This window comes from Spirillospora sp. NPDC052242 (assembly GCF_040679555.1).
GTDB lineage: Bacteria > Actinomycetota > Actinomycetes > Streptosporangiales > Streptosporangiaceae > Spirillospora.
The window spans coordinates 1-26,485 of the sequence record NZ_JBFAUZ010000054.1; the positions used below are offsets into that span (position 1 = coordinate 1).

Below are 26,485 nucleotides of genomic sequence, written 5' to 3' on the forward strand. Positions count from 1 at the left end.
TTCACCGTCAAGGGCTTCAAGCTCGACAACGCACCCGCGACCCCGCCCCCGATCGTCCTCGCGGCCCTCCGCCCCGGCATGCTCCGCCTCGCCGCGATCCCCGCGCCCGCCGCCGCGATCTTGTGCCCGTGCAGCCGGTGGTCGGGCAGGTGCCCGACGACGATCTGCCGGACGCCGGCGTCCAGCGCGGTCAGCGTGGTGCCGCCGCCGCCCTGGTGGACGATCGCCGAGCAGTGCCGCAGCAGCATGTGCAGCGGGACGGACTCGGCGACCCGCACCCCGTCCGGCAGGTCCCCGTACAGCGGGCGCTGCTCGGGCGTCGTCGCGACCACCACCTCGACGTCCAGTTCGGCGGCGGCGGCCACCGCGGCGGGCCCGTGGAAGTACCCCTCGGCCGCGTACTGCCCGCCGGTCGTCCCCCACGTGACGCAGACCCGGGGGCGGCGCGGCGGCGCGAGCGTCCAGTCCGGCTCGGCGCCGGGGCCGTTGTAGGGGACGTAGCGCAGGGTGCGGCGCGGGATCGGCGCGGGGATCTGCAGCGACGGCGGGAACGGGTCGAGGGTGAGGTCGCCGAGGTCGTCGAAGCCGGGCAGCCCGAGCCGGCCGAGCAGCGGGCCGAACTCGGGGACGTCGCCGAGCAGCCCGGGATCGCGGTCGCGGTCGCCGTAGGCGAGGTCGACGCCCCACAGGTGCCGCGCGGCCGGGACGCCGAGGGCGGCGGCGGCCAGCGCGCCCGCGTAGGCCATCGGGTCGAAGACCACCAGGTCGGGGCGCCAGGCGCGGCCGAAATCGAGCAGGTCGTCCACCATGGCGTCGGCGACGCGCGCCCAGGTTCCGATGGCGCGCAGGACGCGTTCGCGGTGCGGGGCCGTCCAGCGCCGCTCGTCCGCGGCCCCGCCGTCGCCGGACGCGGCGCTGCGCCGGGCGGCGGCCATCACGTCCACGTCCCGGCCGACGGCGACGGCGGGCAGCCCGGAGCGGACGGTCGCCGCGACGTGCCCGGGCCGGGACGCCACCCGGACCTCGTGCCCGGCGGCGCGCAGCGCCCACCCGAGCGGGACCATGTGCAGGTAGTGGGTCGGCCATGTCCATGTCATCAGCACGCGCATGGCCGGACCGTCGCGCGGGACGCTCGAAGACGCCTGGAGTTCCCGGCGAGCCGCAGGTCACGGGACCGTCCGGCGGCGGGCGCGCCGCTTCCTTCCAGGCGGCTTCGAGGGGGATTCGAGCAGTCGGTGTGACTGTGCGGGCATCCGGTACGGGGGGCGCGTGAGAGCAGCCGTGCGATGAGCGATGGACGAACGACATACGGGGTGCTCGGCCCGCTGAGCGTCCGGCGCGACGGTGGGAACGTCACGCCGACGACGCCGAAGCTGCAGGCCCTGCTGACCCTGCTCCTGCTGCACCACGACCGCGTGGTGCAGATCCCGGAGCTGATCGAGGAGCTGTGGGGGGACCGCCCGCCGCACAGTGCGGCGTCCACGGTCCAGACGTACGTGTACAAGCTGCGGCGGATCCTCGGGGGCGACAACGTCCTGCTGACCCGGTCGCGCGGCTACCAGCTGCGGATCACCCCGGACGACCTCGACCTGTGCCGGTTCGAGCGGCTGAGCGAGCAGGGCCGGCGGATGCTGGCGCGGGGCGACGCGGCGGGCGCGCGGACGACGCTGGCCGAGGCCCTGTCGTGGTGGCGGGGCCCGGCGCTGGCGGGCGCGGCGCCCGGCGGGTCGCTGGCGGCGCACGCCATGCGGCTGGAGGAGCGGCGGCTGACGACGCTGGAGTGGCGCATCGAGGCGGAGCTGGGGCTCGGCCGGCACCGCGAGGTCATCACCGAGCTGCGGCGGCTCAGCGCCGACCACCCGACGCACGAGGGCCTGACGCACAAGCTCATGACGGCGCTGTCCCATTCGGGGCTGGGCCGCGAGGCCGCCGACGTGTACCGGCGCGTCCGCCGCACGCTGGCGGGCGAGCTGGGCCTGGAGCCGTCGGAGGCGCTGCGGCGGCTGTACCTCGCCCTCGACGACGACCGCGCCGACGGCGCCGACGGCGCCGACGGCGCGGACGGGCGGGACGGCTCCGGCGGGGGCGGCGCGGGGGGCGCCCGCCCGCCGGGGGCCGGGAGCGCGGCGCGGAGCGTGCCGCCGGGCGGGCTGCGACCGCCGCCGGTGCCGGACCCGTTCGTGGGGCGGCGCGGCGACCGCGGCACCGCCGTGGGGATGCTGCTGGAGCACGGCGAGGCGGCGGTCGCGACCCCGATCGTGGCGCTCGCGGGGATGCCGGGCATCGGCAAGACGGCGCTGGCGGCCGAGATCACCCGCCGGGTCGCGCGGCGCTTCCGGGGCGGGACGCTGTTCGTGCCGCTGGGCGGCAGCGGCCCCGACCCGATGCCGGTGGACGCCGCGCTGGAGCGGATGCTGTGCGCGCTGGGCGTCCCGTCCCGGCAGCTTCCCGCGGAGACGGCGGAGCGCTCGGCGCTGCTGCGGACCGTGCTGGAACGCCGCCGCACGCTGCTGGTGCTCGACGACGTGGCGTCCGCGGCGGACGCGCGGCTGCTGCTGCCCGGCTGCCCGCTGAGCGCGGTGCTGGTGACCGGCCGCGTCCCGCTGTACGGCCTGGCGGGCGCGCGCGTCCTGCGGCTGGACGGGCTGTCCCGCGACGACCTCGTCCGGTTGCTGGCCGCGGCCGGGCGGCGCGGCCAGGGGGAGCGGCGCGGGCTGGAGCGGCTCGCGCGGCTGTGCGCGGGCAGCCCGCTCGCGGCGCGCGCCGTCGCCGGGAGGCTGCGCGAGGACCCGGCCCTGCCCGCCGGCGCGCTCGCCGACCGGCTGATGCACGCGCGGCGCCCGCTGGACGAGCTGGGCGCCGGCGGCGAGCGGCTGCGGGCGCTGTGCGCCTCGATGTACGCCCGCCTGTCGGAGGACGAGCGCGCCGCCGTCCGCCGGCTCGCGGAGCTGGAGCCGGGCCCGGCCACGGTGGCGGACGCGGCGCGGGCGCTGCAGACGGACGAGCGCGCCGCCGAGGCGCTCGTGGCCGTCGCGGCCGAGCATTGTTTCCTCGCGATAACGGGGTACACCGGCGAGGGGCGGATGTGTTACCAATTCGCAGCCTTCGCCTACGCCTTCCTCGTCGAATACTTCGGCTGAGGCGCCGCCGGGCCCGCAAGAATCCGTAATACCGGATTTCATTCAATTACGGACACCATGGGGCGGGGCGTGGAATCGCTCCCGCGCCGCCCCGGATCCGCTCCGGAACGAGAAACGGGCGAGGTCCCGGGCGCATCGGCGGTCCTGACGGCCGCCCACCGTCCCGTCTCGTGGTACGGGTTTCGGTCCGACCGGATTTCGAGGGCCCCTGTCATGCACTGACGGCATCTGTCGACGGCGCTAGCCGACTCGGGCGGACGGGGGATCGGGGGCGTCCCGGTGTCGGAGCGTGCCATCGATCTGGTTTCGGTCCCTGACCGAAACCCGGGCGGGGAGACTTCGCGGCGCAAGTGTCATCTGTCACGAGTCCCTTCCGCTCGCCGAAGGTTCGTCTTTCAATTGTCTTGGGTTTGCGAACGATTAGCGACTTTGCGGGCTCCTGGCGCTATAAGTCCTGGACTGTCGAAATATGCCCTGATAAAGTCCGACCGGCGCTATCAGATGATCGTCACGTTGTCCGGGCGTGGAGATCACCGGCGCCAGGTCTCGACCGAGACCGCATCCGTCGGATGCCGCCCCGGCGGAGCCGACATCCGGTCGGCCGGCGCGGCGGATCGCCGGATGATCCCGGGTTTCACCATGGAGGCAGCATGGAATTCAAGATCCTCGGGGGTCTTGAAGTACTCCACGACGGCCGAGACATCACTCCGACCGCACCAAAACTGCGGAGGGTGCTGTGCTTCCTGATTCTCCATCCGAACCAGATCGTGCAGACCGAGGCGCTCATCGACGAACTGTGGGGCGACTCGCCCGTGCGCAGTGCGATGACCACCATGCAGACCTACATCTACCTGCTCCGGAAGATCATCAACGAGGAACTCGAGCCGGACGCGGGGGAGCGGTTCCTGCTCACCCGGCCGTCCGGTTACATGGCCGCGGTGCCCAGCGACCACATCGACCTGTTCCGTTTCGAGGCGCTCACCGAGCGCGGGCGGGCGGCGCTGCACGGCGGTGACCCCGAAACGGCGGCGGACCTGCTCAGCGAGGCGATGGGCCTGTGGCGCGGCGCCGCGCTGGCGGACGTCCGGACGGGCCGGTTGCTGCAGGCGCACGTGACCCGGCTCGAGGAGAGCCGCATCCGGACGCTGGAGATGCGGATCGAGGCGGACCTGCGCTGCGGCCGGCACCGGGAGCTGATCAGCGAACTGAAGGCGTTGACCGCGGAGCACCCCTACCACGAGGGCTTCCACCGGCCGCTGATGCTGGCGCTCTACCGTTCGGGCCGGCAGTGGGAGGCGCTCAACGCCTACCGGTCGCTGCGCGAGGTGCTGGTCGGCGACCTGGGCCTGGAGCCGTCCCCGGAACTCGCCGAGCTGCAGCAGGCGGTGCTGACCGGCGACCCGTCGCTCGACCTGCCCCGCACCGCCGACCGGGGGCCGCTCGGACCGGCGCGGCCGCGTCCCGCCGCCGCGCCCGCCGGGCCGCGGCCCCCGGCGCAGCTCCCGCCCGACATCGCCGACTTCACCGGGCGCACCCGGTCGCTGGACGCCGTCCTCGGGATGCTGTCCGGCCAGCCCGCCGGCACCGGCGCGCCCGCCGCGGTCCTGACCGGGGCGGTGGGGACCGGCAAGACGGCCCTCGCCGTGCACGCCGCGCACCGGGTCCGGGACGCCTTCCCGGACGGCCAGCTGTACGTCGACCTGCGCGGCTCCGGCACCGACCCCGCCGATCCCGCGATGGTCCTGTACGGGTTCCTGCGGGCGCTCGGCGTCGCGGCCGAGGAGATCCCGCCGGACCGCGCCGGCCGCGCCGAGCTGTACCGGCGGCGGCTCGAGGGACGCCGGACGCTGGTCCTGCTGGACGACATGGGCGACCGGCCGGGCACCGCCGACCTGCTGCCCCGCGACCCGGGCTGCGCACTGATCGCCACGATGCGGGGCGTCCCCCCGGAACCGCTGCGGGACCGCGAGGTCGGGATCGGCGAGCTGTCGGCCGAGTCCGCCCGCGTCCTGCTCGGCCGGGTCGTGGGACGGCAGCGGCTGGCCGACGAGCCGGAGGCGGCGGACCGGATCGTGCGGTACTGCGGGCGGCTCCCGCTCGCGGTGCGCGCCGCCGGGGCGCGCCTCGCGGCGCTGCCGTTCCTGAGCCTGGCCGCCTACGCCGAGCAGCTCGCGGTCGAACGGCAGCGGCTCGCCCAGCTGCGCTCGTCCGACTTCGACCTGCGCGCGCAGCTCGAGGCCGCCTACCGGCGGCTCGGCGAGGCCGACCGGACGGCGCTGCGCTGGCTGAGCCTGCTCTCCGGCTCCGCCTTCACCCCGCGGGGGTGCGCCGCGCTGATCGGCACCGACCGGGCGCAGGCGTCCGACGTGCTGGAACGGCTCACGGCCGCGCGCTTCCTGCGGGCGACGGCGATGTACGAGGGCACCGACCCCGGCGCCGAGCACCGCGTCTACCGCTGGACCTCCGAACTGCACCGCATCATGGTGTGCGACCAGGTGGTCGAGTCGCTGTCGGAGAGCCTGCGCGCCAGCTAGGACCGGTGATGATGGCCCGTCCGGGACACGGGCCATCATCACCGGCGGTTCAGGGGGCGGGGGCGGAGCACGCTGCCGCGCGCCGCCATCCGCGTCACCGGGCGGGTCACCAGGAGACGGGCAGCCGTTCCGGCCCGCGCACCATCCCCCCGCCGCGCCAGCGGACCTCGGCGTCCGGCACCGCGAGCCGCAGCGCCGGGAGGCGCCGCACCAGCGCGGCCAGCGCCTCCTCCAGCTCCACCCGGGCGAGGGACGCGCCCAGGCAGTGGTGCGGCCCGTGCCCGAACGCCAGGTGCGGGTTGGGGCGGCGGGCCAGATCGAGCCGGTCGGGCTCGGCGAACACCGCCGGGTCCCGGTTCGCCGACGTCGTGGCGGGCAGCACCGCCTCGCCCGCCCGCACGGTGACCCCGGCCCCCGCGGGACCGAGCCGCACGTCCCGCGTCGCGACCCGGATCGTCCCCCCGGCCGCCGAGACCGCGACGTAGCGCAGCAGCTCCTCCACCGCCGTGCCCAGCGCGTCCCGGTCCGCCAGCCGCGGGTCGAGCATCCCGTCGCGGCGCAGCAGCGCGTGCACCGACCCCGCGACCATCCCGGCGGACGTCTCGAACCCGGCCACGAGGATCGTCAGGCCGAGCGCGACCAGCTCGGTCTCGGTCATCCGGTCGTCGTCGCGGGCCCGCACCAGCGTGCCCAGCAGATCGCCGGACGGCTCCGCGCGCCGCCGCGCGACCAGCTCCGCGAGGTAGCCGCGCAGTTCCTTCGCCGCCCGCTCGGTCTCCTCCGGCGGCGTCGCGGCGCCGCCCAGGTAGGCGGCGCTCAGCGCGGCGAAGCGGTCCTGGTCGGGGCGGGGCACGCCGAGCAGCTCGCAGATCACCGTCATCGCCAGCGGCCGCGCGTACCCGCCGACCAGCTCGGCGGTCCGGGTCCCGGCGGTGAGGCCGTCGAGGAGCTCGTCGGCGATCGCGGCGACCCGGACCCGCAGCGCCGCCACGCGGCGGTGCGTGAACGCGCCCGCCACGATCCGGCGCAGCCGCGTGTGCTCGGGCGGGTCCAGCGTCGTGATCGACCCCGCCTCCAGCGGGACGCGGCGCAGCCGGGGCGCCCCCGCCGCGGCCGCGGCGGCGCGGCTGAACGCGGTCCCGGCCAGCACCTCCCGGTTCTCGGCGTACCGGGTGACGAGCCAGGCGTCCGTCCCCGACGGCAGCCGCACCCGCGCGACCGGCCCGGCCGCGCGCAGCCGGCCGAACTCGGCGGCCGGGTCGGGGCCGTCCGGGACGGGGAACGGGAACGGCGGCGGTTCGGGCGCGGCCTCTTCCGGCGCGGCCTGTTCCGGCGTGGCCTCTTCCGGCATGGCCTCTTCCGGCATGGGCTCCCCCTTCGGTTGTCGCCGCCCAGCGTGCTCGGTGCCGGTCGAGCCTCGGTCGAGCCCCCGGCCGGGGGCCGGTCCAGCGGGTCTCGAACGGCTCTCGACTGCCGCCCCCGAGTCTCCTCGCATAGGGACGTCCGTCCCGTCTTCACTTCGGAGGGATTGAGAACCGTGCGGCTGCTCGTCACCGGCGGTGCCGGATTCATCGGCTCGCACTACGTCCGGAGCGCGCTGGAGGGAAGGCTGACGGGAGGTGACCCGGTCGACGTCACGGTCGTGGACAAGCTGACGTACGCGGGGAACCTCGACAGCCTGAACCTGGCCCATCCGCGGCTCCACTTCGTCCACGGCGACATCTGCGACGGCGGCCTGATGATGGACCTGCTGCCGGGTCACGACGCCGTCGTCCACTTCGCCGCCGAGTCGCACGTCGACCGGTCCATCTCGGGCGCCGCCCAGTTCGTCACCACGAACGTCGTCGGCACCCACACGCTGCTGGAGTGCTGCCTGCGCACCGGGGTGCGGCGGTTCGTGCACGTCTCGACCGACGAGGTCTACGGATCGGTCGAGGACGGACGGTCCGACGAGCGGCACCCGCTGGAGCCGAACTCCACGTACGCGGCGTCGAAGGCGTCCAGCGACCTGCTCGTCCGGGCCTACCACAGGACGCACGGGCTGGAGACGTCCGTCACGCGCTGCTCCAACAACTACGGGCCCTACCAGTTCCCGGAGAAGGTCATCCCGCTGTTCGTCACGAACCTGCTGGACGGCGAGGACGTCCCGCTGTACGGGGACGGGCGGCACGTCCGCGAGTGGATCCACGTGGACGACCACTGCCGCGGCCTCCAGCTCGTGCTGGAGCGCGGCCGTCCGGGCGCGACCTACAACATCGGCGGCGACACCGAGCTGTCGAACCTCGAGCTGACCGAACTGCTGCTGGACGCCGTCGGCGCGGACCGCGGCCGGATCCGCCGGGTCGCCGACCGCAAGGGCCACGACCGCCGCTACGCCCTGGACGACCGGCGCGTCCGCGAGGAGCTGGGCTTCCGGCCGCGCGTCGCGTTCGCGGAGGGGCTGGCCGAGACCGTCCGCTGGTACCGGGAGAACCGGGACTGGTGGGAGCCGCTGAAGAAGCGCGCCGCGCTGTCCCCGCACCGTCCGCTGCGGGAGGCCGCGGCGGCGCTGCCCGCGTGACCGGCGGGCGCACACGTTCCGACGACCTCCAGGGAGACACCATGACGTCCAGCAAGGCGACCGAGCTCGCCGCCACCGCCCCCGCCCGGCCCGCCGCCGTCGAGCCGGCCTCCGCCGTCCGGCCCGTCTGCGCGCACGACGTCGCCGCGAACCGGCGGCGCGGCGGCGACATCCGGGTGCTGCTCAGCCCGAAGACCGTCGGCTCCACCTCCGGGTTCTTCGGCGTGCTGACGCTCGAACCGGGCGAGTTCGTGTCCGAGCACTACCACCCGTACTCCGAGGAGTTCCTGTACGTCGTCCGCGGCGAGCTGCTGATGCGGGTCGCGGACGAGCCGGTGCCGCTGCGGACCGGCGACGCGCTGATGGTCCCGATCGGGGTGCGGCACCGGCTGGAGAACGCCGGGACGGAACGGGCGGAGGTGGTGTTCCACCTGAGCCCGCTCGCGCCGCGGCCCGACCTCGGCCACGTCGACACCGAGCCGCTGCCGGCCCCGGACGAGGCCGGCCCGCAGGTGGGTGGCGCGTGATGGCGGACCGTCGGGTCGTGGTGACCGGCGTCGGGGTGGTGGCGCCCGGCGCGGTCGGCGCGAAGGCGTTCTGGGCGATGCTGACGGCGGGCCGCACCGCGACCCGCACGATCTCGCTGTTCGACGCCACCGGATACCGGTCGCGGATCGCCGCCGAGGTCGACTTCGACCCGGCCGCCGCCGGGCTGCGGCCGCGGGAGATCCGGCGGATGGACCGGGCCGCGCAGTTCGCGGTGGTGGCGGCGGAGGAGGCGCTCGCCGACTCCGGGCTCGCCGTGGACGACCTGGTGCCCGAACGCACCGGCGTCAGCATCGGCAGCGCGGTCGGCTGCACGATGGGCCTGGAGCAGGAGTACGTCGTGCTGAGCGACGGCGGCCGCGAGTGGCTCGTCGACCCCGAGTACGCCGTCCCGCACCTGTACGGCCACATGGTGCCGAGCACGCTGGCGGTCGAGGTGGCGTGGCGCGTCGGGGCGGAGGGGCCGGTGTCGCTGACCTCGACCGGCTGCACGTCCGGGCTGGACTCGATCGGGCACGCGCTGCGGCTGGTGCAGGAGGGCGCGGCGGACGTCATGGTGGCGGGCGCCACCGACGCGCCGATCTCCCCGATCACCGTCGCGTGCTTCGACGCCATCAAGGCGACCTCCCCGCGCAACGACGACCCCGAGCACGCGTCCCGCCCGTTCGACCTGGACCGCAAGGGGTTCGTGCTCGGCGAGGGCGCGGCGGTGCTCGTCCTGGAGGAGGCGGGGCGCGCGGAGGCGCGCGGCGCGCACGTCTACGCCGAGCTCGCCGGGTTCGCGGCCCGCAGCAACGCCTACCACATGACGGGCCTGAAGCCGGACGGACGCGAGATGGCCGAGGCGATCCGGGTGGCGATGGACGAGGCGCGGCTCGACCCGTCCGACATCGACTACGTCAACGCGCACGGGTCGGGCACCAAGCAGAACGACCGGCACGAGACGGCCGCGTTCAAGCGGAGCCTCGGCGCCCGCGCCCACGAGGTGCCGGTCAGCTCGATCAAGTCGATGGTCGGGCACTCGCTCGGCGCGATCGGGTCGATCGAGGCGGCGGCCTGCGTGCTGGCGCTGGAGCACCAGGTGGTGCCGCCGACCGCGAACCTGGAGACCCGCGACCCCGAATGCGACCTGGACTACGTGCCGAAGGAGGCGCGCGACCACCGCACCGGCGCGGTGCTGACGGTCGGGTCGGGGTTCGGCGGTTTCCAGACCGCGATGGTGCTGACCCGCCCGGGGAGGGCGGCGTGACCGGGAACGGCGCGACCGGGAACGGCGCGAGCGCGCGCGACGCGGTCGTGACCGGGATCGGGATCGTCGCGCCCAACGGGCTCGGCACGGACGCCTACTGGGACGCCACCCGGGCGGGACGCAGCGGCCTGGGCGTCCTCGCCCGGTTCGACCCGTCCCGCTACCCGGTGCGGGTCGCGGGCGAGGTCCCCGGCTTCTCCGCCGCCGAGCGCGTCCCGGGCCGGCTGATCCCGCAGACCGACCACTGGACGCACCTCGGGCTCGCGGCGGCCGAGATGGCGCTGGCCGACGCCGCCGCCGACCCCGCCGACCTGCCCGAGTACGAGATGGCGGTGGTGACGGCCAGCTCGTCCGGCGGCACCGAGTTCGGCCAGCGCGAGATCGAGCGGCTCTGGTCGCGGGGGCCGCGCGCGGTCGGGGCGTACCAGTCGATCGCCTGGTTCTACGCGGCGACGACCGGCCAGATCTCGATCCGGCACGGGATGCGCGGGCCCTGCGGCGTCGTCGCGACCGAGCAGGCGGGCGGGCTGGACGCCCTCGCGCAGGCCCGGCGGCTGCTGCGCACCGGGACGCGGCTCGTCGTCACCGGCGGCACGGACGCGTCGCTGTGCCCGTACGGGCTGACGGCGCAGACGGCCACCGGGAGGCTCAGCACCGCGGACGACCCGGCCGCCGCCTACCGGCCGTTCGCCGCCGACGCGGCGGGCTACGCGCCCGGCGAGGGCGGCGCGATGTTCGTGCTGGAGGACGCCGCGCACGCCGCCGAGCGCGGCGTCGCCGGTTACGGCCGGATCACCGGCTACGCGGCCACGTTCGACCCGCCGCCCGGCTCGGACCGCCCGCCCACCCTGGAGCGGGCGATCCGCGCGGCGCTCGACGACGCGGGCGCGGCGCCCGCCGAGGTGGACGCGGTGTTCGCCGACGCGGTCGCCGACCCCGAGCTCGACCGGGCCGAGGCCGACGCGCTCGTCGCGGTGTTCGGCCCCGAGGGCGTCCCCGTCACCGCGCCGAAGACCCTCACCGGACGGCTGTACGCGGGCGGTGCGTCGCTGGACGTCGCGACCGCGCTGCTGGCGCTGCGGGACGGGCTGGTGCCCGCGACGGCCGGGGACTACCCGTGCCCGTACCCGCTGGACCTCGTGCGCGGCGCGCCCCGCGCGCTCCCGCTGCGCCGCGCGCTCGTCGTGGCGCGCGGCCACGGCGGCTTCAACGCCGCCCTCGTCGTGGAGACGACCGAAGGAGAGAGCAGATGACCGTGCAGGCCGGGGAACGTCCCGCCGTGGCGTTCCGGGTGATGCTCCGGATGCAGATCAAGCCGGGCGTGGAGGCCGAGTTCGAGGACGTGTGGCGGTCGGTCGGCGACGTGATCACCGGCCATCCCGCCAACCTCGGGCAGTGGCTCATGCGGTCGGCGGAGGAGCCCGGGATCTACTACATCGTCAGCGACTGGGTGGACGAGCCGCGCTTCCGCGAGTTCGAGCACAGCGACGAGCACGTGGAGCACCGGCAGAAGCTCCACCCGTACCGCAGCGGCGGGTCGATGACGACGATGCACGTCGTGCACCGGCTGCGCGGCGCCGCCGACCGGGAGGGCGCCGCGTGACCGTCGTCGACGTCCGCCGGAGCTCCGCCGCCGCCACCGACTGGGTGCGCTGCGGCGCCTGCGGCACGCTGCTGTACGTCCGCCGGTTCGTCCGGAACCTGCGGGTCTGCTCCGAGTGCGGGCATCACGCCCGGCTCGGCGCGGGCGAGCGGATCGCGATGCTGTTCGACCCCGGCTCCGTCCGGCCGCTGCCGGCCGAGGCCGTCCCGTACGACCCGCTCGGCTTCGTCGACGTCCGGCCCTACCCGGAACGGCTCCGCGACGCCCGCGAGCGGACCGGGGCCGACGAGGCGGTCCGGGCGGTGCGCGGCACGATCGAGGGCGCGCCCGTCGTCGCGGCCGTCATGGACTTCCCGTTCCTCGGCGGCAGCCTCGGCTCGGCCGCCGGGGAGCTGGTCACCCGGGCGGCCGAGGCGGCGCTGGCCGACCGCACCCCCCTCCTGCTGGTCACCGCGTCCGGCGGCGCCCGGATGCAGGAGGGCGCGCTGTCGCTGATGCAGATGGCCAAGACCAGCGCCGCCCTGGCCGCGCTGGACGAGGCCGGGGTGCTGACGATCGCGGTGCTGACCGACCCCACCTACGGAGGGGTCGCCGCGTCGTTCGCGACGCTCGCGGACGTCCTGCTCGCCGAGCCGGGCGCCCGGATGGGGTTCGCGGGGCCGCGGGTCATCGAGCAGACGATCCGCCAGGAACTCCCGGCCGACTTCCAGACCGCGGAGTTCCTCGCCGCGCACGGCGTCGTCGACCGGATCACGCCGCGCGCCGAACTGCGCCCCACCCTGGGGCGGCTGCTCGCGCTCGGCCGTCCCGGGGCGGCCCCGCGCCGCGCGGGCGGCGCGCCGGTGACCGACCCCGAGGCGCTGCCCGAGCGGGACCCGGCGGAGGCCGTCCGGGCGGCCCGGGACCTGGACCGGCCCACCACGCTCGACTACGCGTTCTCGCTGCTGGACGGCTTCCTCGAGCTGCACGGCGACCGGCACCGCGCCGACTGCCCGGCCATCGTCGGCGGCGTCGGCACCCTGGACGGCGTCCCGATCATGCTGATCGGCCACCAGAAGGGGCACACGCCCGCGGAGCTGTCCGCCCGCAACTTCGGGATGGCCGGCCCCGAGGGCTACCGGAAGGCGGCCCGGCTGATGCGGCTCGCCGCGAAGCTGGGCCTGCCGGTCGTGACGCTCGTCGACACCCCCGGCGCCTACCCGGGCATCGCCGCCGAGGAGAACGCGCAGGCGCTCGCCATCGCCGAGAACCTGCGGCTGATGGCGGGCCTGCCGGTCCCGGTCGTCGCGGTGGTGACGGGCGAGGGCGGCAGCGGCGGAGCCCTCGCGCTGGGCGTCGCCGACCGGGTGTACGCGCTCGCCGGCGCGGTGTACTCGGTGATCAGCCCGGAGGGGTGCGCGGCGATCCTCTGGAACGACGCGGGACGGGCGCAGGAGGCGGCCCGCGCGCTGCGGATCGGCGGCCCCGACCTGCTGCGCCTCGGAATCGTGGACGGCTGCGTACCGGAGCCGCCCGGCGGAGCGCAGGCCGACCCGGCGGGCGCGGCCGAACGGCTGCGCCGCGTGCTGCTGGACGCGCTGGCCGACCTGGACGGCGTCCCGCCCGGCGACCTGGTGCGCGCGCGCCGCGCCCGCTTCCGCGCCTTCGGCCGCGAAGCCGTCCGCGACGTTCCGGCGCGGTAGCCGGCCGACCGCCCGGACCGCCCCCGCTCCCGCCTCCGGAGCGGGGGCGCTTCGCGCCGTTCGCCGGTCCCGTCGGCCGGCACCGGCCGTGACTCGGCGGCGCGGCGGACGCCGAACGCCCCCGCTCCGGGCACCGGAGCGGGGCAGTTCGGCGTGTTCGGCGGTGTCGTCGGGCAGGGACTGGCGGGAATTCGGCGGCGCGGCGGACGCCGAACGCCCCCGCTCCGGGCTTCGGAGCGGGGGCGCCGGGGGCGGCGGGGGTGCTCAGGTGACGACGGCGAGGGCGGCGGAGGCGAAGCCGAGCACGGCGAACGCGGTGCGGACCAGGTGGAACCGCCGCCAGCGGGGGCGCGGGTCGAACCAGTCGGGGCCCACGCCGCGCGCCGGATCCAGCGCCTTGACCGCGCGGTTCAGCGGCACGTTCAGCAGGTGCGACACGGCGGCGGTGCCGAGCATCAGCGCGGCGGCGATCCCCGACAGCACCCGGTCGGCGGCGCCGTCGGCGACCGCGACCAGCACGAGGTGCCCCGCGGTCGCGGTGAGCACGATGATCGGCATCGTCGGATCCCAGTTGCGGCCGAGCAGCTTGTGCGTCTCGATGTAGCGGTCCGGGGGGAGCGCGGCGAGCGCCGGGACGACGCTCACCGCCACCGCGAACAGCACACCCGCCGCCACGCCGGTGCACAGCAGCGCCACCAGCGCCACGCCCTCGCCCAGCACGTCACCCACGACCGCCCTCCCCGCTCATGATCTCGGCCACCAGCCCGGTGGAGTGCGAGCCGTCCCGGAACCGGGGATGGTCCAGGACGTCGCGCAGGAACGACCCGGTCGTGCGGACGCCGGGCCCCGACACGCGCAACTCGTCCAGCGCCCGCCGCATCCGGGCGATCGCGAGGTCGCGGTCCGGCGCCCAGACGACGACCTTGGCCAGCAGCGGGTCGTACTCGGCGGCGACGGCCGCGCCGGGGAACACGTGCGCGTCCACGCGCGTGAACGGGCCGCCGGGCAGGACGAGCTCGTCCAGCCGCCCCGGCGTCGGCCGGAAACCGGTCGCCGGGTCCTCGGCGTTGATTCGGCACTCGATCGACACCCCGGACGACGCCACGTCCTCCTGCTTCATCGACAGGGGCAGGCCGGCGGCGACGAGGAGCTGCTCGCGGACGACGTCCACGCCCGTCACCATCTCGGTCACCGGATGCTCCACCTGGATCCGGCAGTTGATCTCCATGAAGTGGAACGCGCCGTCGGCGTCGAGCAGGAACTCGAACGTGGCCGCGCCCGCGTACCCGATCTCCCGCGCGCCCCGCACGGCCGCCGCGCACAGCTCCTCGGCGGCGGCCGGGTCGAGCCGCGGCGCGGGCGTCTCCTCCACGAGCTTCTGGTAGCGGCGCTGCACCGAGCAGTCCCGGGCGCCGAGGTGGACGACGCCGCCGTGCTCGTCCGCGAGGATCTGCACCTCGACGTGCCGCGCCGGATTCACGTAGCGCTCGACGTACACCCGCGAGTCGCCGAACACCGAGTGCGCCTGGGCGCGGGCCTCGCTGTAGGCGCGCATGAACGCGCCCGGCCCGTCCACCACCCGCATGCCGCGCCCGCCGCCGCCCGCCGTCGCCTTGATGATGACGGGGTAGCCGATGTCGTCGGCGACGGCCTTGGCCTGCGCGGCGCCGTCCAGCGTGCCGGTGCTGCCGCCCAGGACCGGCAGCCCGGCCTCCGCCATGATCGCGCGGGCGGCGGACTTGTCGCCGAGCCGCGCCATCAGCGCCGGCGGCGGCCCGACGAAGGTGAGGCCGTTCGCGTCGCAGATCTCGGCGAAGTCCGGGTCCTCCGACAGGAAGCCGTAGCCGGGGTGGATCGCCTCCGCGCCCGTCGCCGCGGCGGCCTCCACGATCGCGGGCACGTTCAGGTAGCTGGCCCGCGCCGGGGACGGCCCGATGTGCACCGCCTCGTCGGCGAACCGGACCACGGCCGAGTCGCGGTCCGCGGTGGAGTACACCGCGATCGTCCGGATGCCCATCTCCCTGCAGGTCCGCGCGACCCGCAGCGCGATCTCGCCCCGGTTGGCGATGAGCACGCTGCGGAACGGGACGGCCGGCCCGCTCATCGCACCCACTCCCGGTGCCACTCGACGTCGCCGGCGACGAGCCGTTCGGGATGGCCGGCGGGCGGCTCGTCCAGCAGAGGGCCCGCGGCGGCGCGGTCCGGCGGCAGCCAGCCGTGCGCGACGGTCACGCACGCGAGGCCCTCGAACCAGCGCCGGACGCCCAGGGCGAGGACCGTGCCGAGCTCCTTCACCGCACGCCCCTTCACCGCACGCCCCCGATCTGCAGCCTGCTGTGGTCGCCCACCACGACGCGGCTCGCCGTGTGCGCGCCGCGCGGGCGTCCCATCGTGGTCTCCCGGCCGAGCAGCGAGCCGTGCAGCCCGCGGACGCCGTCCACGGTCGAGCCGTCGAGCAGGATCGAGAAGTCCAGCGACGAGTCGGTGACCCGGCAGTCGGCGCCGACGGAGGTGAACGGGCCGACGTAGGTCCCCGACAGGCGGCTGCCCCGGCCGATGACCACCGGGCCGACGATCCGGCAGCCGCTCACCTCGGCGTCCTCCGCGACGACGACCCGGCCGATGATCTCGCTGGTCGAGTCGACCTTGCCGCGCACGTCCGGGACGATGCCCTCCAGGACGGCGCGGTTGCACTCCAGCAGGTCCTCGACGCGCCCGGTGTCCTTCCAGTAGCCGTCGAACCGGTGCGACGCGATCGGGCGGCCCCGCGACAGCAGCCACTGGATCGCGTCGGTGATCTCCAGCTCGCCGCGGTCGCTCGGCTCGATCGCCCGCACCGCCTCGTGGATCTCCGGCGAGAACACGTACACGCCGATGAGCGCGAGGTCGCTGCGCGGCTCGGCGGGCTTCTCCGCCAGCGCGATGACCCGGCCCGACCGGTCCACCTCCGCGACGCCGTAGTGCTCGGGGTCGGGCACCGGCGCCAGCAGGATCTGCGCGGCGGGCCGGGCGCGGCCGAACGCCCCGACGATGCCGGCGACGCCGTCCAGGATGACGTTGTCGCCGAGGTACATGACGAAGTCGTCGTCCCCGAGGAAGTCGCGGGCGATCAGCACGCAGTGCGCGAGCCCCAGCGGCGCGTCCTGCGGGATGAAGGTGAGGTCGAGGCCGAGCCCGTCCACCGCGTCCAGCGCGGCCCGGATCTCGGCGCCGCGGTCGCCGACGATGACGCCGACCTCCCGCACCCCCGCGTCCCGCAGGGCCTCCAGCCCGTGGAACAGCACGGGTCGCCCGCCCACGGGGACGAGCTGCTTGGGCATGCTGTGGGTGAGGGGACGCAACCGCGACCCCGTGCCCCCGGCGAGTACCAGAGCCTTCACGTTGTTCCCATCCCTTGCTCAGTCGGTGATCAGCGGGCCGGTCGTGCGCGGCCCGGCCGCCGGACCGGCCGTCCGGTCGGCGGGCGCCGGCGCGGTCGGCGCCGGCGCGGCGTAGGCGAGACGGCGGGCGGCCGACCCGGCGCGGACCGCGAGCAGGACGGCCACGGCCAGCGCGAGCACGCCCAGCGCCGCGAAGTACAGGGCGGGGGAGACGGCCTCGGAGACGCGCGCGGTGGAGCTGCCGAGGCCCATTCCCATCGCGCAGAACAGCCACCACAGCCCGAGCATCTGCACGCGGAACGCCGGCGGGGCGGCGTCGGCGGCGGCGCTCAGCCCGACGGGGCCGAGCACCAGTTCTCCGCAGGCGTGCAGGAACAGCACGGCCAGCAGCCACAGCGGGGACGCCTTCCCGGATCCGGCGGCGAGCGCCGCGCCCGCCATGACGACGAAGCTCGCGCCCGACAGCGCCATCCCCGTCACGAACTTGCCGCGCACCCCGAACCGGGGCCCCAGCCGCAGGAACACCACCGCGGTGACCGGCGCCACGAGCAGCACGAACAGCGGGGTCGCCGACTGGAACCAGCTCGCCGGGACCGTCCAGCCGAGGACGTCCCGGTCGGTGGACCGCTCGGCGAAGAGGTTCAGCACCGACCCGGACTGGCCGACGAGCATCCAGAACACGGCCGCGGCGAGGAACAGCCACCCGAACGCGCGGACGCGGGCGCGGTCCGCGGCGGTCAGCCCGGGACGGCGCAGCATCCCGGTGTACGCGACCGGCGCCGCCAGGATGATCACCAGCCCGACCGGGACGATCAGGTGGTCGGGGACGAAGGTCCCCGCGGCGACGTCGACGGCGAGCAGCGCCGCCACCGCACCGGCGACCGTCCCCGCCACCAGCCCGACCCGGCGCAGCTCGGCGGGCGCCGCGCGGCGGACGGGCCGGTCGCCGACCTCGCCGAAGTGGCGGCGCCCGGCGGCGTACTGCGCGACGCCGAACGCCATCCCGACCCCGGCTGCGGCGAACCCCAGGTGCCAGTTCACGCTCTCGCCGAGGAACCCGACGAGCAGCGGCGCGGCGAGCGCGCTGACCTGGATGCTCATGTAGAAGACCGAGAACGCGGCCTCCCGCTCGACGGACCGGCCCGCGTCGTAGAAGCGGCCGAGCAGCGCGCTCATGTTCGGCTTGAGCAGCCCGGTGCCCGCCGCGATCAGCAGCAGCCCCGCGTACGCGGCGGGACGCGCGGGCAGCGCCATCGCGAAGTGCCCGCACATGATCCCGAGGCCGCCCCACAGCACGGCGCGGCGCTCCCCGAGGACCCGGTCGCCCAGCCAGCCGCCGGGCATCGCCAGCACGAACACGCCGCCGATGTAGACGCCGAACAGCGCCGCGGCCGTCGGCTCGTCCAGCCCCAGCCCGCCCTCGGCGGCCGGCGCCGCCGCCCACAGCACGAGGATCGCCTGCATGCCGTAGAAGCTGAACCGCTCCCACATGTCGGTGAGGAACAGCGTGCGGTACCAGGGGCCGTGCCCGGTGAACGCGGCCCGGACGCTCATCGCGCCGCCCCCGGGACGGGCGCCGCGAGCGCCTCGCGGAGCGCGCCGGCGAGCGCGCCCGGGTCGTCCGGCCCGGTCGCCGCCCGCCACGCGACGACGCCGTCCGGACGGACGAGCACCGCGCCGTCGCGCGCGACGCCGTGCGCCGCGCACCAGGCGTCGTCGCCGCCGTACGCGTCGACGTCGATGCCCGTGTCCGCCGCCGCGGCCGCGGCGGCGCGCCCCCACCCGTCCCCGGCGGGGCCGTGGCCGAGCACGAAGCGGGTGCCGTACCGGTGGATCGTGGACGTCCCGCCGGGCAGGACGACGTGCGGTGCGCGGCGCCCCGGCGTCCCGTCCGGCTCGGGGCCGAACACGACGTTCTCGTCCGGCTCCAGTTCCGGGTTCGGGGGCGGGGCGTCGCCGCCGCCGACGAACCGGGGCCGGTCCTGCGACCGCAGCACGGCCTGCCGCATCGCGTGGTCGGCGGCGGGGCGGCGCTCGGCGTCGTAGCCGTCCAGCAGCGCGGGACCGGCGGCGCCGTGGGCGACGGCCGCGAGCCGCCAGGCGAGGGCGTGCGCGTCCTGCACCCCGACGTTGGCGCCGAACGCGCCGGACGGCGGCATCACGTGCGCGGCGTCGCCGACGAGGAACGCGCGCCCGGCGGCGAACCCGTCCGCGACGCGGCCCGCCGACACCCACGGCAGGACCCCGTCGATGCGCACGGGCAGGTCCGGCACGCCGGCCGCCGCGCGGACGAGGGCGACGCACTCGTCCGGCCCGGGGAGGGACGCGTCGTCGGCGTCGCGCAGGACGTGCAGCATCCACCGGTCGGTGTTGTTGACCGGCAGCAGCGCCGACCGGGTGCCGGTGCCCGTCGTGTAGCACATGATGAACCGGCGGCCGTCCAGCGGCCCGGTCAGGTCGGCGGTGAAGGCGATGTTAACGAACCGGGCGAGGGCCCCGGGGCCGTGCGTCCCGATCCCGAGCCGCTCGCGCAGCCCGCCGCCCGCGCCGTCCGCGACGACCAGGCGGTCGGCGGCCACCGCGGAGGTCCGCCCGGACGCCGTGTCGCGGACCGTCGCGACGATCCCGTCGCCCGTCTCGGTGTGGTCGACGTACTCCGTCCCGAAGCGGTGCGCGGCGCCGAGCTCGGCGGCCCGGTCGCGCAGCAGCGGCTCCAGCTCGTCCTGGTGGATCATGCACCAGGACTCGGGGGACAGGCCGGCCGGGTCCCGGACGCCGCGGAAGTACGGCTCGGCCAGCTCGCCGAGCCGCCGCCCGGCCAGCGTCTCGACCGCGACGATCCCGTGGTTGCCGGCCAGCGCGCGGGCCGACTCGGCGGCCCGGACGCGGTCGGCGATCCCGAGCAGCCGCAGCAGCTCCATCGTGCGGGGGTTCACCCCGCGCGCCCGGGGGTGCGGAGACGGCCCGGAGCGCCGCTCCACCAGCAGGGCGGGCACGTCGAGCCGGGCCAGGAAGGCCGACACGGCCAGCCCGACGAGACCGCCGCCGACGATCAGTACCGAGGTGCGTTCCTGCGCGTCCATGCCGAGGATGCTGGGCGGCGGGCCTCGACGCCCGGTCGAGGAACGATCGGCGCCGCCGTTCTCGACCGATCCTCGACCGCCCCGTGCGAGGATCGTCGTTCACCGACCGTGAGGCGAGGAGAGCACATGCGCGAGGCGGTACGCCTGTTCCCGTGGAAGATGTCCGCCCTGTGCGCGGCGGCCGTCACCGTGGGCTGGCTGGTGCTGTCGCTGTCCGGCGGGGACTTCCGGGGCATCCTCGTGGCGAGCCCGCTCTGCATCGGGATCATGGTGTTCTTCCTGCTCGGCGGGCTGGTCATGGTGCTCCGCGAGGACGGCGGGAACGCCGCCGCGCAGGACACGGTCCGCCGGCTCGCGCCCGTCCTCGCGGTCGTCCCGGCGGTGCTGATCGCCGTGCTGGTGTTCGCCGCGCGCCGCGCCTGCGCGCTCGCCTGGGGGATGGACGAGACCGTCGCGGGCTCCGCCGTGGACGGTGCGGCGCGCGGCGCGATCGGCTACGTCGTCCTCGTCGGGTCGGCGCTCGCCGCCCGGCACGACGCCCGCAAGAAGGCGCGCGGCTGACGCTCCCGCCCGGCGGCGGGCCGCCGGTCAGCCGGGCAGCTCGACGATGGCGGCGGCGTCCTGGTCGGCGCGGCCCGCCTCCGCCGCCGACCGGTACCGCTCGGCGGCGCGGGTCGTCACCGGCATCGGCGTCCCGCCGGACGCGCCGACGTCCAGCGCCAGCCGCAGGTCCTTGGCCATCAGCGCGGTGCGGAACGCGGCGGGCGCGTACTCGCGGGACCGCATGAACCCGGCGCGGAAGTCGAGGGTCGGGGCGCTGAAGCCGCTGCCGGTGAGCGCGTCGAGGAGCTCCTCACGGGGCAGGCCCGCGCCCTCGGCCATCGTCACCGCCTCGGCCAGCGCGGCGACCTGCACGCCGAGCAGCACGTTGAACGCCAGCTTCAGCACGCACGCGTTCCCGGTCGCGCCCAGGTGCCGGACCTCCCGGCCGAGCGCGGCGAGGACGTCCCCGGCGGCCTCGGCGTCGGCCGGGTCGCCCGCCGTGAACACCCGCAGCTTCCCGGCCCGGGCCATCAGCGGGTTCCCGACGACGCACGCCTCCACCCGGCGCACCCCGAGGGCGGCGAGCCGGCCGGCGGCGTCCCGGGAGTAGCCGGGCGACACGGTCGAGGTGTCCACGAGCAGCGCGCCGGGCCGCAGCCGTCCCGCGAGACTCCCGAACACGACCTCCTCGACGGCGGCCTCGTCGGCGAGGCTGACCACGACGACGGCCGCGCCGTCCACCGCGTCCCCGGCCGTCGGGGCGGCGACGGCGCCCGCCGCCGTGAGCGGCTCCGCGCGGCTCGCCGTCCGGTTGTGGACCGTGAGCGGGAAGCCCGCCTCGAGCAGGGCGTGCGCCATGCCCGAGCCCATGCCGCCCAGCCCGACGAACGCCACCGCCCGCCGTTCCGCGCCCGTCCCGGTGCCCGTCCCGGTGCCTGTCTCGGTGCCCGTCCCGGTGCCGGTCTCCGTGTTCGCGTGCATCGCCCGCCGCCTCCTCGGTGTCGGTCTCCGGCGCCGATGCTGGGCGGCCGGGCTTGAAGGCGGGTCGAGGACCGCTCGCCCCAGCCGCCCTCGACCGGGTCTCGATCCGGCGTTCCTAGCGTCCCGGCCATGACCGACGCAGCGACCGCCGTGCTCATCGTGGGCGCGGGCCCCGCGGGCCTGACCGCCGCCCTGGAACTGACCCGGCGCGGGGTGCCGTGCCGCGTGGTGGACCGGACGCCCCGGCCGGCCGCCGCGACCGGCTGCTACATGCTGTGGCCCCGCACCCTGGGCGTCCTGCACCGGGCGGGCGCGCCGGTCGGCGAGCTGGCCCGCTCCGCCGTGACCCTGCGCCGCAAGGTGTTCCACCTCGGCGGGGAGTCCTTCGCGCACTCCATGGCCGACGAGGACGGCCGCTGGCCGCTGCCGCTGACCCTGCCGCAGCCGGTCACCGAGGACGTCCTGACCCGTGCGCTCGCCGCGCGCGGCGTCCCGGTGGAGCGCCCGGTGCTCGCCGCGTCCGTCCGCCAGGACGCGGACGGCGCCGACGTCGAGCTGCGGCGCCCCGGCGGCGTCGAGCGGATCCGCGTCCGGTGGGTCGTGCTCGCGCAGGGCGCGGCGGACGACGGGCTGCGCACCGCCCTCGGCTTCGGCTGGTCGGGCGAGGCGGTCCCCGGCGTCCGCATGTTCCACCTGGACGTCGACCTCGGCGGCGTGCTCCCGCTGCCGCCCGAGGAGGAGCACATCTTCCTCGCGGACCACCGCAACATCGGGTTCGTCCCGCTGCCGGACGGCCGCCACCGCCTCTTCACCATGGAGCCCGACCCGGACCCCGCCGACTGGTCGGCGCCGGACTGGTCCGTGCTGGCCGGGACGGTCCGCGAGGTCACGGGGATGACCGGCGACCCCCGGTACGCGGGGCCGGTCTGGCGGTCCCGTCCCGCGCGCGGCCTCGCCGGGCGGTTCCGCTCCGGCCGCTGCTTCGTGGTCGGCGAGACGGCCAAGACCGTGCCGATGCCCGTGCACGGGCTGAACGGCGGCGTGCAGGACGCCCACGACCTCGCCTGGAAGCTCGCCGACGTCGAGCGCGGCGTCACCGGCGAGGCGGTGCTCGACGCCTACGACCACGAGCGGCGCGCCGTCGCCCGCGCCACCATCGAGCACGCGTCCCGCATCCTCGCCTACGGCACCCACCCGGACGCCGAGGCGCTGCACGGCCCGCGCGTCCGCACCGCCACCCACGACGTCCGCACCCAGCCGCCCGTCCGCTACCCGGCGGGGGAGCTGTGCCGCGACGCCGCCGACCTGCCCGGCCCCGCCGCCGGGGAGCGGCTCCCGGACCCGCCCGTGCGCGGACCGGACGGCGCCCGGGGCCCGCTGTCGGAGACGCTCGGCGCCGACTGGGCGCTCGTCGCGCTCACCGGGCTCGCCGGCCTGGACGGCCCCGGCACCGACACCGTCCGGGTGCGCGCCCTCGCCGACGCCTACCCGGAGCTGCGGACCTGCCTGCTGACCCCCGGCGAGCCCCGCCCCGGCGAGACCGCCGACCCGGACGGCGTCCTGCACCGCGCCGTCGGCGCGGACGAGCCCAGGGTGTACGTCGTCCGCCCGGACGGCCACATCGGGTTCCGCGGCCCGCTGCACGACCTCACCGCGCTGCGCGGCTACCTCGGCCGCGTCTTCGCCTGACCGCCCCGACCCCGCGCCCGAGAGCAAGGAGCCGCCCCGTGTCCCGACCCCGATCCCGTACCGGCCGCACCGGTGCGGCCGTCACCGCCGCCGCACTGGCCGGGGCGCTCGTCGCCGCGCCGCCCGCGGCGGCCGCCGGCCCCGGATGGTCGCCCGAGCGGCGCCTCGACGGGCCGAGCCCGTTCGCGGACTGCACCGCCGACCAGACCCCCGGCGACACCTTCACCCTGCACGCCGAGTCCGAGTCGCACATCGCCGTCGATCCGCGCCGCCCGTGGCGGCGGGCCGTCGCCTACCGGCAGGACCTGTGGGCGAGCGGCAGCTCGCGCGGCATCGTCGTCGCCTCCACCGCCGACGGCGGCCGCACCTGGCGGCGCACCGTCCTGCCGGGCGTCGGCGCCTGCGCGGGCGGCGCCAACGGCCGCGCCACCAACCCGTGGGTGGCGTTCGGGCCGAGCGGCGTCCTGTACGCGACCGTCAGCGCCACCGGGCAGGACGCGACGGGCGTCGTCGTCAGCCGGTCGTGGAACGGCGGCCGCACCTGGAGCGACCCCGTCGCCCTGACGAACGACCCGCGCCCCCGCTACTTCAACGACAAGTCGACCGTCACCGTCGACCCCCGCGACCCGAGGCGCGTGTACGCCGTGTGGAACCGGCGGGACGTCGAGGCCGGCACCCACGACCTGCTGCTGGCCGTCAGCGACGACGGCGGGCGGACGTTCGCCGAGCCGCGTTCGATCCACCGTCCCGAGACGCCCGGCGCGGGCACGTTCGGCGGGCAGGTCGTGGTGCTGCCCGACGGCCGCCTCGTCACCGTGTTCCTCGAGAACGAGCACCCGGTGGGCGGCGGCCCGCACCCCGGCGACCTGCCCGAACGGGTCCGGGTGCTGCGCTCGGCCGACCGCGGCGCGACGTGGAGCGACCCCGTCACCGTCGCCGACGTCGAGATGAACACGCCGATCCTGCCCGACCACCCGCCGTACGTCCCGATGATGGCGCCCGGCTCCGTCCCCGACATCGCCGTGGACGACCGCACCGGCAGGGTCTACGTCGTGTGGGGCGAGGCGGGGCTGTCGCGGAGCCTCAGCGCGGTCGGCCTGTCCGCGTCCGAGGACGGCGGCGCCACCTGGACGCCGCGCCGCAAGGCGAACCTCACGCCGGATTCGGACGAGTACGGCTCCGGGCAGGCGTTCCTGCCGCAGGTCGACGTCTCCTCGGACGGCACCGTCGGGGTCGGCTACTACGACTTCCGCGGCAACACCCCCGAGGCCGGCGCGCCCGCCGCGGTGTGGCTCGCGACCTGCCGCGGCGACGACTGCGCCGCCACCGGGGAGTGGACCGAACGGCGGCTCGCCGCGCCGGCCGACCTGGCCGCGGCGCCGTACTGGTTCGGCGGCCCCTACATCGGCACCTACACCGGGCTCGCGCACGCCGGACGCGGGTTCGTCGCCGCGCTCGTCACCGGCGGCGCCCCCGGCGACCCCACCGGCGTCGTCGTGACCCGGCCGCACCGCGCCCGCTGACACCAGCACCGCCACCCTCATCCGCGAGGAGCCGACATGCGCCTGTACCTGTTCCGCACCGGGACGCTCGTGGCCACCGGGGCCCCGATCGCCTGCTACCTCATCCAGACCGACGACGGCGTGAACGTCCTCGTCGACACCGGCTACCCCCGGGCGCGCGCCGGCCGGTACGCGCCCGGGTCCCCGGAGCCCATCCGCGTCGAGGCCGGGGAGGACGTCGTGTCCCGGCTGGCCGAGGTCGGGCTCGCGCCGCAGGACGTCCACATGGTCGTCTGCTCGCACCTGGACCCCGACCATGCCGGCAACCACGACGCGTTCCCGGACGCCGAGTTCGTCATCCAGCGCGAGCACCACGAGCTGGCGCTGTCGGGGACGGTGCCCCGGCTGGAGATGACGCGCTCCGCCTGGGACCGCCCCGAGCTGAAGTACCGCCGCGTCGAGGGAGACACCGAACTGCTGCGCGGGATCGACCTGCTGGAGACGTCCGGGCACATCGCCGGGCACCAGTCGCTGCTGGTGCGGCTGCCCGACACCGGGCCCGTGCTGCTCGCGGTCGACGCGATCCCCGAGCGGGCCGCCCGGGACGCCGAGACGCGCCCGATGTACCCGTTCGACCAGGACGAGCCCGCCACCCGCGCCGCCACCGCACGGCTGATGGACCTGGCCGAGGCGACGGGCGCGCTCGTGGTGCACGGGCACTGCGCCGAGCAGTGGCCCGAGCTGACGACCGGGCCCGCCTACTACTCCTGAAGGGGACGACAGATGCGCGTGCTGTTCGTGACGGTCCCGTGGCCGACGAACTTCCATGTCCTGGCGCCGCTCGCCTGGGCGCTGCGCGGCGCGGGCCACGAGGTGCGGATCGCGTCCGGTCCCGGGCTCACCGACGCCGTCGGCCGGTCCGGGCACCAGATCGTGGTGTGCGGGCCGGACGGCGACGTCGCGCCGCTGTTCGCCGAGCGGGTCGGGCCGATGTACGACATCGACTGGAGCGACCGCGAGCCGGCGGCGGCCGAGGCGGACGCGGAGGCGGTCGTCGGCGTCTTCGCCGGCATCGCCGACCGGATGGCGGACGATCTCGTGGCGTTCGCCCGGTCGTGGCGCCCCGACCTCGTCGTGCACGAGCCGACGGCCGCGGCGGGCGCGCTGGTCGCGGCCGTGCTCGGCGTCCCGTCCGTCCGGCACCTGTGGGGACCGGACGTCACCGCGCCCGTCGAGCACCTGCACCGGCGGCTGCTCACCCCCCTGTGGGAGCGGTTCGGGCTGACCGAGGTGGACCTCGGCGGGGAGCTGACGCTCGACCCCGGCCCGGTGTCGCTGCGGGAGGCGGGCACGCCCGACCACCGGCCCGTCCGGTACGTCCCGTTCAACGGCCCCGGCGAGATCCCGCGCTGGCTCGACGCCCCCGCCGCCCGGCCCCGGGTGCTCGTCACCTGGGGCACCGCGATGTCCCGGATGGGACGGCCCGACGCGTTCTGGCTGCGCGAGGCCGTCGCGTCGGTCGCGGCGGAACTCGCCGGGGACGACCCGGAGGTGCTCGTCGCGCGCGCCGCGGACCAGGCGGAGCTGCTCGGCCCGGTCCCGGACGGCGTGCGGGAGCTGGAGCAGGTGCCGCTGCACGCGATCCTGCCGACCTGCGCGGCGGTCGTCCACCACGGCGGCAGCGGCAGCACGCTGGGCGCGGTCGCGGCGGGCGTGCCGCAGCTCGTCGTCGCGCTCTCGCCCGACCAGGTGCGCAACGCGCTGCGGGTCGAGGCGAGCGGCGCCGGGCTGATGCTGCTGCCGCGCGACGGCGGCGCCGCGGCCGTCCGCGCCGGGACCGGCCCGCTGGTGCGGCGGCTGCTGACCGACCCGTCGTTCGGCGCGGCGGCGGCGCGGCTCCGCGCCGAGCTGGCCGCGCAGCCCGCCCCCTGGGAGATCGTCGCCGACCTGGAGCGGCTCGCGCAGCGGGCCGTGCCCGCCTGAGGAGGAGCCC

22 protein-coding genes are annotated in these 26,485 nt (G+C 76.4%); 13 read left to right on the top strand and 9 right to left on the bottom strand.

The features are described from left to right. On the bottom strand, window positions 1-1,109 hold a 1,109-nt coding region (locus tag AB0L25_RS33595; protein ID WP_500176785.1), incomplete at its 3' end, for a nucleotide disphospho-sugar-binding domain-containing protein. Between the two features lie 177 nt (window positions 1,110-1,286). Between AB0L25_RS33595 and AB0L25_RS33600 the strand changes: the two genes are divergently transcribed. Both AB0L25_RS33600 and AB0L25_RS33605 read left to right on the top strand, forming a co-directional pair. Continuing rightward, a complete protein-coding gene (locus AB0L25_RS33600) occupies window positions 1,287-3,140 on the top strand; it encodes an AfsR/SARP family transcriptional regulator (protein ID WP_500176786.1) in 1,854 nt (617 codons plus the stop codon). A 650-nt stretch (window positions 3,141-3,790) separates the two neighbouring features. Beyond that, the gene (locus tag AB0L25_RS33605) at window positions 3,791-5,674 is read left to right on the top strand and encodes an AfsR/SARP family transcriptional regulator (RefSeq protein WP_500176787.1); all 1,884 of its coding nucleotides are present in this window, start codon (window positions 3,791-3,793) and stop codon (window positions 5,672-5,674) included. 106 nt (window positions 5,675-5,780) lie between these two features. Here AB0L25_RS33605 and AB0L25_RS33610 read toward each other — a convergent pair whose 3' ends face one another. Next, window positions 5,781-7,040 (bottom strand): cytochrome P450, encoded by a 1,260-nt coding sequence (locus AB0L25_RS33610; protein WP_500176788.1) that lies wholly within the window; start codon window positions 7,038-7,040, stop codon window positions 5,781-5,783. Window positions 7,041-7,211: 171 nt separating this feature from the next. On the opposite strand from AB0L25_RS33610, the gene rfbB reads away from it, so the two are divergent. The 6 genes from rfbB to accD are packed head-to-tail and all read left to right on the top strand — an operon-like array spanning window position 7,212 to window position 13,314. Continuing rightward, the gene (gene rfbB / locus AB0L25_RS33615) at window positions 7,212-8,234 is read left to right on the top strand and encodes a dTDP-glucose 4,6-dehydratase (RefSeq protein ID WP_500176789.1); all 1,023 of its coding nucleotides are present in this window, start codon (window positions 7,212-7,214) and stop codon (window positions 8,232-8,234) included. A 41-nt stretch (window positions 8,235-8,275) separates the two neighbouring features. Continuing rightward, entirely contained in the window at window positions 8,276-8,761 is a 486-nt protein-coding gene (locus AB0L25_RS33620; RefSeq protein ID WP_500176790.1) for a cupin domain-containing protein, read from the top strand. Further along, window positions 8,761-10,029: a beta-ketoacyl-[acyl-carrier-protein] synthase family protein gene (locus tag AB0L25_RS33625; protein ID WP_500176791.1), complete on the top strand. Its 1,269-nt coding sequence runs from the start codon at window positions 8,761-8,763 to the stop codon at window positions 10,027-10,029. Before AB0L25_RS33620 ends, AB0L25_RS33625 begins: the two co-directional genes overlap by 1 nt. Further along, window positions 10,026-11,282 carry a ketosynthase chain-length factor gene (locus tag AB0L25_RS33630; RefSeq protein ID WP_500176792.1) on the top strand — a complete coding sequence of 419 codons (1,257 nt, stop codon included), beginning with the start codon at window positions 10,026-10,028 and terminating at the stop codon, window positions 11,280-11,282. Before AB0L25_RS33625 ends, AB0L25_RS33630 begins: the two co-directional genes overlap by 4 nt. Next, window positions 11,279-11,632: an antibiotic biosynthesis monooxygenase family protein gene (locus AB0L25_RS33635; protein ID WP_191333937.1), complete on the top strand. Its 354-nt coding sequence runs from the start codon at window positions 11,279-11,281 to the stop codon at window positions 11,630-11,632. Before AB0L25_RS33630 ends, AB0L25_RS33635 begins: the two co-directional genes overlap by 4 nt. Next, window positions 11,629-13,314, top strand: a complete 1,686-nt coding sequence (gene accD, locus AB0L25_RS33640; RefSeq protein WP_500176793.1) for an acetyl-CoA carboxylase, carboxyltransferase subunit beta — start codon at window positions 11,629-11,631, stop codon at window positions 13,312-13,314. The genes AB0L25_RS33635 and accD overlap by 4 nt, the downstream gene beginning before the upstream one ends. A gap of 264 nt (window positions 13,315-13,578) precedes the next feature. Here accD and AB0L25_RS33645 read toward each other — a convergent pair whose 3' ends face one another. The 6 genes from AB0L25_RS33645 to AB0L25_RS33670 are packed head-to-tail and all read right to left on the bottom strand — an operon-like array spanning window position 13,579 to window position 19,777. After that, window positions 13,579-14,043, bottom strand: coding sequence for an anthrone oxygenase family protein (locus AB0L25_RS33645; protein ID WP_500176794.1), 465 nt, complete (start codon window positions 14,041-14,043; stop codon window positions 13,579-13,581). After that, complete coding sequence (locus AB0L25_RS33650) at window positions 14,036-15,418, bottom strand: acetyl-CoA carboxylase biotin carboxylase subunit (RefSeq protein WP_500176795.1); 1,383 nt, start codon at window positions 15,416-15,418, stop codon at window positions 14,036-14,038. The genes AB0L25_RS33645 and AB0L25_RS33650 overlap by 8 nt, the downstream gene beginning before the upstream one ends. Next, window positions 15,415-15,609, bottom strand: coding sequence for a hypothetical protein (locus AB0L25_RS33655; protein WP_500176796.1), 195 nt, complete (start codon window positions 15,607-15,609; stop codon window positions 15,415-15,417). The genes AB0L25_RS33650 and AB0L25_RS33655 overlap by 4 nt, the downstream gene beginning before the upstream one ends. Before the next feature lie 11 nt (window positions 15,610-15,620). Then, window positions 15,621-16,694 carry a glucose-1-phosphate thymidylyltransferase gene (locus AB0L25_RS33660; protein WP_500176797.1) on the bottom strand — a complete coding sequence of 358 codons (1,074 nt, stop codon included), beginning with the start codon at window positions 16,692-16,694 and terminating at the stop codon, window positions 15,621-15,623. 18 nt (window positions 16,695-16,712) lie between these two features. Next, window positions 16,713-18,248, bottom strand: a complete 1,536-nt coding sequence (locus AB0L25_RS33665) for a peptide MFS transporter (protein WP_500176798.1) — start codon at window positions 18,246-18,248, stop codon at window positions 16,713-16,715. Further along, complete coding sequence (locus AB0L25_RS33670; RefSeq protein WP_500176799.1) at window positions 18,245-19,777, bottom strand: FAD-dependent monooxygenase; 1,533 nt, start codon at window positions 19,775-19,777, stop codon at window positions 18,245-18,247. The genes AB0L25_RS33665 and AB0L25_RS33670 overlap by 4 nt, the downstream gene beginning before the upstream one ends. 126 nt (window positions 19,778-19,903) lie before the next feature. Between AB0L25_RS33670 and AB0L25_RS33675 the strand changes: the two genes are divergently transcribed. After that, entirely contained in the window at window positions 19,904-20,338 is a 435-nt protein-coding gene (locus AB0L25_RS33675; protein WP_500176800.1) for a hypothetical protein, read from the top strand. Between the two features lie 27 nt (window positions 20,339-20,365). Here AB0L25_RS33675 and AB0L25_RS33680 read toward each other — a convergent pair whose 3' ends face one another. After that, complete coding sequence (locus tag AB0L25_RS33680; RefSeq protein ID WP_500176801.1) at window positions 20,366-21,301, bottom strand: NAD(P)-dependent oxidoreductase; 936 nt, start codon at window positions 21,299-21,301, stop codon at window positions 20,366-20,368. 129 nt (window positions 21,302-21,430) lie between these two features. Between AB0L25_RS33680 and AB0L25_RS33685 the strand changes: the two genes are divergently transcribed. From AB0L25_RS33685 to AB0L25_RS33700, 4 genes are read left to right on the top strand one after another with little or no spacing between them, the layout of a single operon-like run. Next, the gene (locus AB0L25_RS33685; RefSeq protein ID WP_500176802.1) at window positions 21,431-22,990 is read left to right on the top strand and encodes an FAD-dependent monooxygenase; all 1,560 of its coding nucleotides are present in this window, start codon (window positions 21,431-21,433) and stop codon (window positions 22,988-22,990) included. A 38-nt stretch (window positions 22,991-23,028) separates the two neighbouring features. Continuing rightward, the gene (locus AB0L25_RS33690; RefSeq protein WP_500176803.1) at window positions 23,029-24,513 is read left to right on the top strand and encodes a sialidase family protein; all 1,485 of its coding nucleotides are present in this window, start codon (window positions 23,029-23,031) and stop codon (window positions 24,511-24,513) included. Between the two features lie 36 nt (window positions 24,514-24,549). Then, window positions 24,550-25,263 (top strand): N-acyl homoserine lactonase family protein, encoded by a 714-nt coding sequence (locus AB0L25_RS33695; RefSeq protein ID WP_500176804.1) that lies wholly within the window; start codon window positions 24,550-24,552, stop codon window positions 25,261-25,263. Between the two features lie 12 nt (window positions 25,264-25,275). Further along, on the top strand, window positions 25,276-26,475 hold the full coding sequence (locus tag AB0L25_RS33700) for a nucleotide disphospho-sugar-binding domain-containing protein (RefSeq protein WP_500176805.1): 1,200 nt from the start codon (window positions 25,276-25,278) through the stop codon (window positions 26,473-26,475). Window positions 26,476-26,485 lie beyond the last annotated feature (10 nt).

Bases quoted from the DNA above. Each gene is read 5' to 3' on its own strand.
- AB0L25_RS33605 (WP_500176787.1), top strand. From the start codon at position 3,791: ATGGAATTCAAGATCCTCGGGGGTCTTGAAGTACTCCACGACGGCCGA.
- AB0L25_RS33685 (WP_500176802.1), top strand. From the start codon at position 21,431: ATGACCGACGCAGCGACCGCCGTGCTCATCGTGGGCGCGGGCCCCGCG.
- AB0L25_RS33635 (WP_191333937.1), top strand. From the start codon at position 11,279: ATGACCGTGCAGGCCGGGGAACGTCCCGCCGTGGCGTTCCGGGTGATG.
- AB0L25_RS33680 (WP_500176801.1), bottom strand. From the start codon at position 21,301: ATGCACGCGAACACGGAGACCGGCACCGGGACGGGCACCGAGACAGGC.
- AB0L25_RS33665 (WP_500176798.1), bottom strand. From the start codon at position 18,248: ATGAGCGTCCGGGCCGCGTTCACCGGGCACGGCCCCTGGTACCGCACG.
- AB0L25_RS33610 (WP_500176788.1), bottom strand. From the start codon at position 7,040: ATGCCGGAAGAGGCCATGCCGGAAGAGGCCACGCCGGAACAGGCCGCG.
- AB0L25_RS33700 (WP_500176805.1), top strand. From the start codon at position 25,276: ATGCGCGTGCTGTTCGTGACGGTCCCGTGGCCGACGAACTTCCATGTC.
- AB0L25_RS33650 (WP_500176795.1), bottom strand. From the start codon at position 15,418: ATGAGCGGGCCGGCCGTCCCGTTCCGCAGCGTGCTCATCGCCAACCGG.
- AB0L25_RS33675 (WP_500176800.1), top strand. From the start codon at position 19,904: ATGCGCGAGGCGGTACGCCTGTTCCCGTGGAAGATGTCCGCCCTGTGC.
- AB0L25_RS33670 (WP_500176799.1), bottom strand. From the start codon at position 19,777: ATGGACGCGCAGGAACGCACCTCGGTACTGATCGTCGGCGGCGGTCTC.
- AB0L25_RS33600 (WP_500176786.1), top strand. From the start codon at position 1,287: ATGAGCGATGGACGAACGACATACGGGGTGCTCGGCCCGCTGAGCGTC.
- AB0L25_RS33695 (WP_500176804.1), top strand. From the start codon at position 24,550: ATGCGCCTGTACCTGTTCCGCACCGGGACGCTCGTGGCCACCGGGGCC.
- AB0L25_RS33625 (WP_500176791.1), top strand. From the start codon at position 8,761: ATGGCGGACCGTCGGGTCGTGGTGACCGGCGTCGGGGTGGTGGCGCCC.
- AB0L25_RS33620 (WP_500176790.1), top strand. From the start codon at position 8,276: ATGACGTCCAGCAAGGCGACCGAGCTCGCCGCCACCGCCCCCGCCCGG.